The sequence below is a fragment of the Mangrovimicrobium sediminis genome, from assembly GCF_004745945.1.
In the GTDB taxonomy this organism is placed as follows: Bacteria; Pseudomonadota; Gammaproteobacteria; order Pseudomonadales; family Halieaceae; genus Mangrovimicrobium; species Mangrovimicrobium sediminis.
This window is the reverse complement of record NZ_SRLE01000006.1, coordinates 402605-413841: the sequence shown is the minus strand read 5'-3', so window position 1 is coordinate 413841 and position 11237 is coordinate 402605. Positions and strand designations below refer to the sequence as shown.

Sequence of the window (11237 nt, the reverse complement as noted above, 5' to 3'; positions counted from 1 at the left end):
AGCGTGAAGCGCGTTCCCTAGGCGGTGCTGCCGGCGGGATTCGCGTTGAGTTCCGCCTGCTCGCGGCGGATGCGCAGCACCAGCGGGATCAGCACCAATACCATCAGCGGTGCGAAGATCACCACCAGCGCGAGCAGGGTGGTCTGCGTGCCCTGGCTGTCCAGCGCCATGCCCAGCAGCGGGCCGGTGACGATAAACATCGAGCGCACCGCCAGGCTGACCAGCGAGTTCACCGTGGCGCGAAACTCGCCCGGCACGCGCCGGTTGAGCGCCTCGTAGAACAGCGTCATCGACAGGCCGCGCGAGACCTGTACGGCGAGGCCGAACAGCACGCCGATCCAGCCCGGCCCGAAGGCCATGCCCAGCATTCCCACTATCGGCAGGACCACGATCAGCACCAGCAGGCGCTGGGTGCCGATGGCCAGTTCCAGTCCCGCGCAGTAGCGCGCCGCCAGGCTGGTGGCGATCGCCAGCCCCGCCCACAGGTAGCCGAAGTAGGCGAGGTCTATGCCCTGCACCTCCCAGTACTTCTGGTAGATCCAGAAGGTATAGGCGGCGAACAGGCCGAACACGGCGATGGCCAGGGCCGTCCACAGCACCACCGGCTTGCCGAACACGAGCATGGCCAGGATGCGGCGCGCGTTGCCGGCGTGGTCGCTCTCGCCGGCGACGCTGGTCACGCGCGGTACCTCGACCAGGCTAAGCCCGATGAAGAACGGCGCGAAGCCGGTAATCGCCTGCACCAGGACCACGGCGTCCAGCGACCAGATCAGCAGTACGCTGGCGACCACGCCGGCGGCACCGGAGGCAGCCGTCTCCACGGAGATCAGCCGGCTCAGCGACTTGCCGGCGCCGGCGCCGCCGTCCAGGCCCTGCTCTTTCAGGTACACCTCGGTGTCGTAGAGCAGCGCCAGGTCGGCGCCCGAGATCAGGCTGAAACCCACGCCGAGAATCGCCTCGTAGACCAGGAAGTCGACGAAGCTATCGGCCCACAGCAGGGAGAAAAAGCCCAGCGAGTTGAGGCCGGCCCCGGCCAGAATCGCGTTGCGCCGGCCCCAGATGTCCGCGATGTAACCCGAGGGCACCTCGAACAGTGCGATGGTCAGCGCGAACAGGGCCTGCGTTTGCAGCACCTCGCTCATGCTCAGCCCGTAACCCTGCAGCAGGGGGACGTAGATGGGTACCACGACGACGAAGCCGAGCAGGAACCCCATCACGTAGATGGCCTGTATGTTGTTGTGTAATTCCCGTTTCATGATCCCTTCCCTCGAACGGGAGAGCCCTGAAATCGGAAGCCTGGAATGAGTGGGGAAAGAAAAAGGCCTCCGGAAACAGGGTTCTCGGAGGCCTTTTCGAATGTCTTGTGACGACTAGCGCTTCCTCAAACCACCCCGCATACCCACAGGCACACGGACGGGACGGTGAACATACCGTCTCGCTTGCTGATATATGCCTGATGCATGGTGGTCATGGGTTTTACTGCCGCTTGCTTTGCTAAAGTCAGTTTTGCCAAAAAATAAGCCTGTGTAGTTTGCGCCCGAAGCGATTGCCCGGTCAATCGCGCGCGGCGCAAGTGTGTAAAAAGTCACAGGCAAAAGTCACAGTCCGTTTATCGCGCGGAACGCTCGACCGGTCGCGCGGGGCTTAGCGTTGGTCGCGGATTCCTTTAGACTGGCCCGTTTCACAAAGCCAGATGAGGCCTGCCGATGAAACTTCAATCCACTGTGCGCCGCGCGCTCGGCGTCGCCGCCGTCGCCGTGGCGCTGCCACTGGCGCCGTTTGCCGCCGCCGAAGAACTCTACTTCGACAGCCGCGACGCGATGCCCGAACAGTACACCTGGGACCTGGGTCTTTATTTCGCCGATGCCGCCGCCTGGGATGCGGCTTACGCGGCGGTCGAGGCGCGCCTGGGCGAGGCGGAGCAGTACCGCGGCAAGGTGGGCTCCTCGGCGAAGACCATGGCGGCGGCCCTGCAGACCCAGTTCGACCTGTACCACGCGCTGTTCCCGCTGTACGTGCACGCGCACCAGAAGGTACACGTGAATAACGGCGACACTCAGGGCAACGAACAGAGCGGTCGCTCCGAGGCCCTGTACGCGCGCATGCAGTCGGCGCTGGCCTTCATCGAGCCGGAAATTGCCCAGGTGCCCGAGAAGCAGGCCAAGAAGTACCGCAAGGCGAAGGAACTGCAGCCCTACCTGCATTACCTGGACAACATCTGGCGCCTGCGTGAACACACCCGCTCGCCGGAAGTCGAGGAAGTGGTGGCCGGTTCCAGCCTGCCGGGCAGCGGCCACGTCAACGCCTATAACGCGCTCAACCACGCCGGTATCGAGTGGCCGACGGTGAAGGACGAGAACGGCGAGGACGCGGTGGTATCCCCCGGCCAGTTCGGTCGCCTGCGCTCCAGCCCGGACCGCCAGGTGCGCGAGAACGCCTACCAGGCACACCTGGCCGCCATCGCCCGCTACCGCGATACCTTTGCCGCCACTATGGGCTCCAAGATCCAGCGCGACGTCTGGCTGGCGCGCGTCTACCACTACCCCAGCGCGGTGGCGGCGGCGCTTTCCGCCAGCAACGTACCGCCGGAGGTGCTGGAGACCCTGCTGGATACGGTGCACAGCAATACCGATAAACTGCAGGGCTACCTGGACCTGCGTCGCCGCATTCTCGGCTATGAAACGCTGTACCCCTGGGATACCAGCGTACCGCTGATCACCGAGGGCGGCCGCAGCTACACCTTCCCCGAGGCCTGGGAACTGGCTATGCAGTTCTGGACCGAGACCTTCGGCGAGGAGTTCGCCACCATCGCCCAGGAAGCCCTGGACAAGCGCTGGGTGGATGTCTACAGCAACGAGGGCAAGCAGGGCGGCGCCTATTCCTGGGGCACCTACCAGCAGCCGTACTACCTGTTCCTGAACTGGGAGGGCAACTTCGATTCACTGTCGACCCTGGTGCACGAGATGGGTCACTCGGTGCACGGTGTTCTCGCCGACCGCAACCAGAGCTTCCACAACGCGGACCCGGCTACGTTTGTCGCCGAGGTGGGCTCGGTGGCCAGCGAGTCGCTGTTCACCGAGTGGATGCTCGAGCGCACCACCGACCCGGTGGAGCGCAAGCTGCTGCTGGACCACAGCCTGAGCAGTATCCGCAACACCTTCGTCACCCAGATCTTCTTCCACGAGTGGGAGGCCCGCGCCCACGCCCTGGCCGAGGCGGGCGAAGCGCTCACCGCCGATACCCTGGGTAACATCTACGTGGAGCTCAACGACCTGTACAACGGCGATGCCATCGCCCAGAACGAGTACACCAATGTCTACTGGGCGCGTATCCCGCACTTCTTCCGCAATTTCTACGTGTGGAACTACGCCACCAGCTTTGCCGCCGGCGAGGCGCTGGCCGCGCGTTTCCGCAGTGGCGACAAGTCAGCCGCGGCGGACTACATCAAGATGCTGAAGCTCGGCGGCAGCGTGTATCCGCTGGACGCGCTCAAGGTGGGCGGGGTGGACATGACCGATCCGGCGGTGATCCAGTCGGTGATGGATCGCTTCGGCGCGCTGCAGGTGCAGCTGGCTAAAGAGTTCGAGCTGGAGGACTGAAAGTGTGCTCCCCGGCGCAGGTCCGGGGAGCATTTTACCGTCAGGACAGCTTCACACCGGTGAAGTTGAACTTGCCCATGAACCCGGCTTTCACCTTGCCGGTCATCTCTCCCCCAGACACCTGGCCGGTGAAGTCGAGCTTCATTTTCATCGGCTTGGTGATTTTGTTGGTCCACGAAATCGAGCCGTCGCTGTAGCTGGCGCTCTCGATCGGCGTGGTCGTGCCCTCGCCGGACTGGCTGCCGCTGAGCACGCCATCGGCGGACTCCTCCAGCACCAGGGTGGTGGCCATCGGCCCGGTGGGACTCTTGATGGTGACCTGCCATTCGCCAGCGACCGAATCCGGCGCTTCGCCGGTGACCAGGGTGGCCGCCGGTGCCGCCGAACGCGTGGGCTTCTTGCCGTTGAGGTAGGCGGGCAGGGTTTCCCAGCCGCGCACGGTGGAAGTGGATGACAGTTCGGCGTTGTCGACGTCGATCTCCCACTCCGGAATCCGCTTGAGCAGCTCCTCGTAGACCACGCGGCCTTCCATGCGCGCCAGCACGTTGCCGATGCAGGTGTGGATGCCGAAGCCGAAGGTCAGGTGCGGCGAGCGGCGCTCGCGGTGGATGTCGAAACGGTCCGGGTCGGGGAAGTGGCGCTCGTCGCGGTTGGCGGAGCCGACCAGCAACAGGATGGCGCTGCCCGCCGGCACCGTCTGTCCCTGGAACTCGAAATCCGCGGCCAGGTAGCGGCCGACGTGGGTGCCCACCGGTTCGTAGCGCAGCACTTCCTCGATGGCGTCCGGAATCAGGCTCGGGTCGGCGGCCAGCTCGCGGCGCTGGTCCGGGTGGTCGGCCAGGGTCTTGGCGGTCCAGCCGATCAGGCGGTTGGTGGTTTCGTTGCCGGCGCCGGCGAGCACGTTGACGAAGGTCAGCAACTCCTCGCGGGTGAGGGTGCGACGGGTGCCGGTCTCGTCCTCGAATTCAACGCCCATCAGCTCGGTGATGACGTCGTCGGAGGGGTTGTCGATACGCCAGTCGATGTACTGCTCGAAGCTCGCGTCCATGGCCAGCTGGCCGCCGTAATCCAGCGGTTTGCCCTCCTCGGTGCGCAGGCGCGAGTCGGTGGATTCGCGCACGATCTGCAGGTCTTCCTCGGGAATGCCGAGCAGCATGCCGATGACGCGCATGGGAATCTGCGCGCCGATGTCGGCGATGAAGTCGAAGTCGTCGCGGCCGACCAGCTGGTCCAGGCAGTTCGCGGTCAGTTCGCGCACCTTGCTCTCGAGGTTGATCATGCGCCGGGGCATGAACATGCGCTGCACGATGGTGCGGTGCACGGTGTGCAGGGGCGGGTCCTCGAAAATGAAGGTGCCCGGGGGCATTTGCACGTTCTCCTTGATCAGCTCGAGAATGCCGCCGCGGCTGGAGATGAACGTCTTGTGGTTGGCGAAGCCCGCCTTGACGTCGTCGTAGTGGCTCACCGCGTAGAAATCGTACTCCGGGTTGTAGTACACCGGCGCCTCGTCGCGCAGGCGGCGGTAGACCGGGTAGGGGTTCCTGGCGATTTCGCGCAGGTAGGGGTCGTAGTAGACAGCATCGCTGCTGGCGTTGGCGCTGGTGCTCATCCGTAAACCTCGTTGGGGGGTTCGTTGTATTTGGTGTCACAATGGTGACGCCAATATTTCGGCAAGTCAATCCCCAGTTCACTGCCGCCTGTCGGGGCGGCAGTGGAGGCACGCAATGGGAGTGTAGTCCGCGCTGTGCGTTGAGCAGGCAGCGCGGTCGGGTAGGCGGTGTGGAGCAGGGCGATGGGCCGGCATCGGCGCGAGCCAGGCCCGGCGAGAGGGTGCCGCTCTAGGGCAGCGCCAGCGTAGTCTCCTCGCCGGTTTCCATATCCCGGTAGGTGACAGTGGTGATGTTGAAGTTGAGGTCGACGAACAGCTTGCAATAGGCCTCGCCGTGACGCCAGCCCATGGCGACGCTCGAATCGCTGGAGTAGTTGAGTTCGAAGCGGCCCTCGAAGGCGGGGTAGCTGCAGCGGAAGCGCATCAGGGCGAGCAGTCGCTGTACCACCGGTTGCTGCACTGCCTCGTCCACCTCTTCCAGCGTGTAGAAGTGGCGGTTGATGTCGCGCAACTCGCCGGTCTCGTTCATCAGTTCCTCGTCATTGCAGCCGGCGAGCAGGCCCACGTAGTAGACCTGCGGAATGCCGGGGGTGAAGAACTGGATCGCGCGGGCGGCGATGTAGGCGTCGTCGTTCTGCATCAGCGCGTCGTAGAAGGTACAGGTGAGCTGGTAGATGGCGCCGACGCTGTGGATGTTGGCGGCCGAGCGGCGCAGGATGGGGTCGGCGCTGCGCGCGTCGATGTTGTCGATCAGGATGCGGATCTTGTCGTCCGGCAGGACGCCTTCCACGTCGGGAATGCAGATGCCGTCGTGGGTGTCGAGCACGGTGATCTGGTTGCGCGGGCACATGCGCAGCCAGTTCTTCAGGTACACGCTGTTGGCATCGAGCAGGGAGTACAGCAGCAGCGGCGGCAGGGCAAAGCCGTAGGGGTGCATGTTGCGGCGGCCGATCGCGTACTGGTAGCTGGTGTGGTCGTGCACTTCCGGCAGGCACTCGGCGCCGTACTTGAGGGCCACCTCGTTGATCCACTCCAGGTTGCGGTAGACCTCCGGCTCGACCAGGAAGCAGCTGGTACCGATCTCCTTGGTGGTATAGCCGAACGCGTCCAGGCGCAGCAGCTTGACGCCGTGGGAGGTCAGCTCGCGGATGTAGGCCTCCTGCAGCTGGTAGGTGAGTTCCGACTGGTAGTTCAGGTCGATCTGGCGCTCGGTGAAGGTACACCACACGCGCGCTGTGTCGCCGTTGGCGAAGGTGACCTCGCGGAAGGGTTCCTTCTCCTTGCGAATATGGATTTTCGCCAGGTCGTCATGGGAGATCTCGCCGAACTTGTCGACGTCGACAAACAGGTCGGCGTATTTGGACTCGAAGCCGTGCTGCAGGAAATCCTTGAATTCCTCGGACTCGTCGGAGATGTGGTTGACCGTGAGATCGGCGCACAGGTCGTATTTGGCGGAGATGCGCTCGATGTCCTCCCAGGTGCCATAGGCCGGATCGACCTCAGCATGGGTGAGGGGCGAGAACCCGCCGTCGGCATTGGACGGGTAGAAGGGCAGGATGTGCACCCCGCCAAGCGCATCGGAAAAATACGTTTCCAGCGTGTTGTAGAGGTCTGCGAGGTTGTTGCCGATACGGTTGGGATAGCAGATGAGCTGAATCGTATTGCGTAGAGGCATGGTGTCTCCCTAGGACGGTGTACGTTAGAAGTGTGTGGTGGAGAGCGCGCGTCAGGCGACGCGCGTGCCGTGCTCATCCGGCTGTGACTCGTCGCTGGTCTCGCGCTCGAGGAAGCTCGCGTCGTACTCGGCCACCGCGTCGAGGAAGTTTTTCGCCCAGTAGTCGATGTCGTAGTGACGCACCACGTCGAAGGCCTCGGCGAGCCGGTTCCTGGCCTCGGTGCGGTTCATGGACAGGGCGAAATAGCAGGTGTTGGCCAACTCGCGCGGGTCGTGCGGATTGGTCAGTACCGCGCCGCGCAGTTCGGCGGCGGCCCCGGTGAACTCCGACAGTACCAGCACACCGCTGCCATCGGTCATGCCCTGGGTGGCGACGTATTCCTTGGCCACCAGGTTGAGGCCGTCGCGCAGGGGGGTGATCCACATGACGTCGGACATGGTGTAGTAGCAGACCAGTTCCTCGAAGGGCAGGGAGCGGAAGAAGAACTGCACCGGGGTCCAGCCCACGCGAGCAAAACGGCCGTTGATACGCCCGACGGTCTGTTCGATCTGGGATTGCAGTTCGTCGTAGATGGTCATGCCGCTGGCCGCGGGCACGCAGACGATCATCAGCGTGATTTTCTCGCTGAGTTCCGGGTGTTCATCGAGCAGGCGCTCGTAGGCCTCGAGTTTTTCCAGGATGCCCTTGGTGAAGTCGAGCCGCTCCACGGAAAGGATCAGGCGCACGCCGGACAACTCCTCGCGCAGCACTTCAAGGCGCTCCTGGGTGGCCGGGTCCGCGAGTACTTTCTCAACCCGGTTGAGGTCCAGGCCCACCGGGTGGGCGCCGAGGCCGATGTAGCGGTCGTTGACCCTGATGCGCGTGGTCATCTCGTCGAGGCCGACCGCGCAGCCGAAGGTGAGGAAACGCGGCGCGCAGTTTACGCGCTCGACGACTTCCACAGGCATCACGCCGCGCGCGACATCCACGAAGTTCTCCGCCTGGCGCGGAATATGAAAACCGATGTAGTCACACTGCAGCAGGCTGCCGACGATCTCGCGGCGCCAGGGCACCACGTTGAACACGTCCGCGGAGGGGAAGTAGGTGTGGTGGAAGAAGGCGATGGTCAGGTCCGGGCGCAACTCGCGCAGGTAGGCGGGGACCATCCACAGGTTGTAGTCGTGTATCCACACCGTGGCCCCCGGCGCAGCCTCCGCCGCGGTGCGCTCGGCAAACAGCTGGTTGACCTTGAGGAACACCTCCCAGTGGTCCTCCTCGAAGCTCGCGCGCTCCCAGAAGGTGTGCAGGGTTGGCCAGAACGCCTCCTTGGAAAACTTCTTGTAGAAGATGTCCACGTCTTCCGCGGAGAGCGAGACGCGCGCTGCCACCAGGTTCGGGTAGTTCTCGGTGTCGACCTCGGTATGTACCTCGAAGGTGCCATCGTCGTTTTCGTACTGCGACCAGGCGACCCAGGAGCCGGAGCGCCCGTCGGCGAAGAAGCTGAGCAACGTTGGAATGATTCCGTTGGGTGACTGTGGTCGGCGGCGCACCAGCTTGCCGTCCTGCATGAATTCCTCGTAGGGCAGGCGGTGATAGACGATGACAAGGTCCGACTTGCCCGAGGCGAAGGCGTCGCGGGTCTCGCCGTCGATGCCCGCCGGGCCGAGGTAGGAGAAATGGCTGATCGCCTCGAGGATGCCGCCGCAACCGGCGGCCTGCGCGTGGTAGACCCGCGACAGGCCCTCGGTGGCCTTGAGCAATCCCGGCTCGGCATCGCCGACACAAACGCCGTTGAAATCCTGTTCGAACATGGCGATGTCAGCCAGGGTGTCGCCGGCGACCAGCACGCGTCCGTGGTCCACGCCGATGTGGTCGATCAGCGCGCTGAGCGTGCGTCCCTTGTCGATGCCGCGCGGCACGATATCCAGGTAGCGGTCGGCGCTGTACAGCAGGTCACAGTCCAGCGCTTCGACGGCGGCGCGCAGTGCCGGCGTTATCACATCGGGCGTGCAGAAGTAGGAGCAGCGGCGCTCCTGCGGTACTTCCTGGCGTTGCAGGCCGGCGAAGCCGCCGAGCACTTGTTCCACCGCGTGCTCACCAGGCCAGCGCCGGTCGATATCCGCCTGCAGCGGGTGCAGGGGTTGCAGGGTTTCGCCGTCGATCACCGTGCTGCCGACATCGCAGATGATGTACTTGGGGTGCGGGATCATCGGATCCGAGAGCAGGGGGCGAACCGACTCCAGGCCGAGTCCGGTGACGAAGATCAGGTCGATATCGGGATGTGAGGCGATCAGTTGATAGAGGTTGGTGCGGGCTTCGAGTTCGCCGCCAAGAAATGTTCCATCGAGATCAGTCGCCAACAGCATTCAGTGCTCCTACCAGTCAGGGTTGTTTCGTGCTTGACGGGAGGGCTCGAGCCGCAGCTATTGCAGTTCAGGAGTTGACCGCGGAGCCCCCGACCGTCGAATTCGGGGTCGGTGAGTGCCACAGGCAAAGGGCTTGAACGACGCAGGCATACCGCGTGGAACATCGGCACACGCACCGCAGTGCTCTGTGACAAACGTGTTTCCAGCAGCTAATTAAACCAGATTTCCGGGAAAAATTCTAAGGCGGCTGGCGTGTGTTCCAGGAATATGCCATGAAACCCCTTTATTTATAGAGTAAAACTCGATTTAAAGCGGGTTTCGAATTGCGTGATTTTTTGTCGCTGTTCAACGGAACGCGAAAACCAGCGCCAGCGTCAGGACGGTCAGGGCGAGGATGCCCAGGCGCAGCCGCGCAGGCAGGGCCTCGCCGTCGCGCCGGCGCACGGCGCTCACCTGCGCACTCAGTGCGGGAGCGAAGCCCGGCATTTGCTGCAAGGTGTAAATGCACACCAGCGTGAACGCGAACAGGATGCCGGCGACGATGGTGAAGTGAATGTCATGCCAGCCCAGTTGCGCGCCGACAAACGCCAGCGCCGCGAAGCCGTGGCCCAGGGCGAGGCCGAACAGCGCCGCCCGCGCGCCGATCCTGCGGCTGCAAAAGCCCGCCGCAAACACCGCGACCAGCGGCGGGGTGACGTAGGCGAAGGTCTGCTGCAGGTAGGCGAACAAGCCCGGGAAGTGGTCGATGGCCGGTGCCCACAGCGCCGCCAGCAACATCAGCACCAGGGTGCAGACGCGGCCCCAGCGGGCGATGCTGCGGGTGCTCATCTGCGGGTGGCGCGGCTTGACGAAATCCACCATCAATAGGGTGGAGGCGGAGTTCAGCGTGGAGTCGACGCTGGACATGATCGCGGCCATGAGTCCGGCGAGCATCAGCCCTGCCAGCCCGGCTGGGGCGTACTCCGCGATCAGCCGTGGGAATACAGTGTCGGCGCGCTCCAGGTCCGGGAACAGGCTGATCGCCATGGCCCCGGGCATGACCATCAGGAACAGCGGCAGCAACTTCAGGGCCGCGGCGAGCATCGCGCCCCTGGCCGCGGCCTGCACATCGCGCGCCCCGAGCAGGCGCTGGGCCACGTACTGGTTCATGGTCCAGTAGTAGAAACCCAGCAGTGGCAGGCCGATAAGCGTGCCCAGCCAGGGCAGGGCGGGGTCGTCCATCGGGCGGATGAGCGACATATGCCCCGGGTCTACCGAATCCACCACCCGTGACCAGTTGTAGTCGAACTCGCCGAACACCAGCAGGGAGAGAATCAGCGAGCCGAGCAGCAGCACCGTGGCCTGCAAAACGTCGGTGTAGACCACCGCGCGCAGGCCGCCCGCCGCGGTGTAGATGCCGGCGAACAGGGCCATGGCGGCGCAGGTGGCGGCGAGGTCCAGCCCGGGGAAGAACAGCATCAATACCAGGGCGCCGGCATACAGGCTGCCGGCGGTGTCCAGGACGATGCTGAGGAACAGGGATACCGCCGAGAGATACTTGCGCAGGCGCGCATCGAAGCGCTGTTCAAGCACTTCGGGAATTGTCGTGATGCGGCTGCGGATGAACACCGGGAGCACGAACACCGCGGTGAACAGCAACACCAGGGCCGCCATCCATTCGTAGTTGGCGACGGAAATGCCGTGCTCCCAGGCGGCGCCCGGCAGGCCGATCAAGGTGGTCGAGGAAATATTGGAGGCAAACAGGGAGAGGCCGATGACCGCCGGCCCGAGGCTGCGGCCGGCCAGGAACAACTCGTCCGTGTCGGGCGAGCGCCGCGTCACCCGCACACAGAGCGCGATGACGATAATCACATACGCGACAATAACAGCGTAATCCAACGTTGCGAGCGTTGGCACGGAATCTCCCTTCGAGTCGGCTTATGCATCGAGCGAGGTTTCCGGCTGTGCCGGCCTCGCGTTTTATTGTGGACGAATGCCGGCGCTTTTCCAAATGCGCCGCCAGGGGCGG

At 64.1% G+C, this 11237-nt stretch carries 6 protein-coding genes; 1 reads left to right on the top strand and 5 read right to left on the bottom strand.

The genetic code is table 11. The annotated features are described in order from the left end of the window. Nucleotides 1-17: 17 nt before the first annotated feature. The gene (locus E4634_RS08565) at nucleotides 18-1256 is read right to left on the bottom strand and encodes an MFS transporter (protein ID WP_135442836.1); all 1239 of its coding nucleotides are present in this window, start codon (nucleotides 1254-1256) and stop codon (nucleotides 18-20) included. 450 nt (nucleotides 1257-1706) lie between these two features. On the opposite strand from E4634_RS08565, the gene E4634_RS08560 reads away from it, so the two are divergent. Continuing rightward, the gene (locus tag E4634_RS08560) at nucleotides 1707-3599 is read left to right on the top strand and encodes a M3 family oligoendopeptidase (RefSeq protein ID WP_135442833.1); all 1893 of its coding nucleotides are present in this window, start codon (nucleotides 1707-1709) and stop codon (nucleotides 3597-3599) included. A 40-nt stretch (nucleotides 3600-3639) separates the two neighbouring features. Here E4634_RS08560 and E4634_RS08555 read toward each other — a convergent pair whose 3' ends face one another. The 4 genes from E4634_RS08555 to E4634_RS08540 all read right to left on the bottom strand — a co-directional run bounded on the left by E4634_RS08555 (nucleotide 3640) and on the right by E4634_RS08540 (nucleotide 11125). Next, nucleotides 3640-5208 (bottom strand): cytochrome P450, encoded by a 1569-nt coding sequence (locus E4634_RS08555; RefSeq protein WP_135442830.1) that lies wholly within the window; start codon nucleotides 5206-5208, stop codon nucleotides 3640-3642. 229 nt (nucleotides 5209-5437) lie between these two features. Further along, nucleotides 5438-6883, bottom strand: a complete 1446-nt coding sequence (gtfA, locus tag E4634_RS08550) for a sucrose phosphorylase (protein WP_135442827.1) — start codon at nucleotides 6881-6883, stop codon at nucleotides 5438-5440. A gap of 51 nt (nucleotides 6884-6934) precedes the next feature. After that, nucleotides 6935-9229, bottom strand: a complete 2295-nt coding sequence (ggpS, locus tag E4634_RS08545) for a glucosylglycerol-phosphate synthase (RefSeq protein ID WP_135442824.1) — start codon at nucleotides 9227-9229, stop codon at nucleotides 6935-6937. Between the two features lie 345 nt (nucleotides 9230-9574). Next, nucleotides 9575-11125, bottom strand: coding sequence for a sodium:solute symporter family transporter (locus E4634_RS08540; RefSeq protein ID WP_167854825.1), 1551 nt, complete (start codon nucleotides 11123-11125; stop codon nucleotides 9575-9577). Between the last annotated feature and the right edge of the window lie 112 nt (nucleotides 11126-11237).

What these genes read in the sequence shown, in the direction of transcription:
- E4634_RS08565 (WP_135442836.1), bottom strand. Translation starts at nt 1,256, where the DNA reads ATGAAACGGGAATTACACAACAACATACAGGCCATCTACGTGATGGGG.
- gtfA (WP_135442827.1), bottom strand. Translation starts at nt 6,883, where the DNA reads ATGCCTCTACGCAATACGATTCAGCTCATCTGCTATCCCAACCGTATC.
- ggpS (WP_135442824.1), bottom strand. Translation starts at nt 9,229, where the DNA reads ATGCTGTTGGCGACTGATCTCGATGGAACATTTCTTGGCGGCGAACTC.
- E4634_RS08560 (WP_135442833.1), top strand. Translation starts at nt 1,707, where the DNA reads ATGAAACTTCAATCCACTGTGCGCCGCGCGCTCGGCGTCGCCGCCGTC.
- E4634_RS08555 (WP_135442830.1), bottom strand. Translation starts at nt 5,208, where the DNA reads ATGAGCACCAGCGCCAACGCCAGCAGCGATGCTGTCTACTACGACCCC.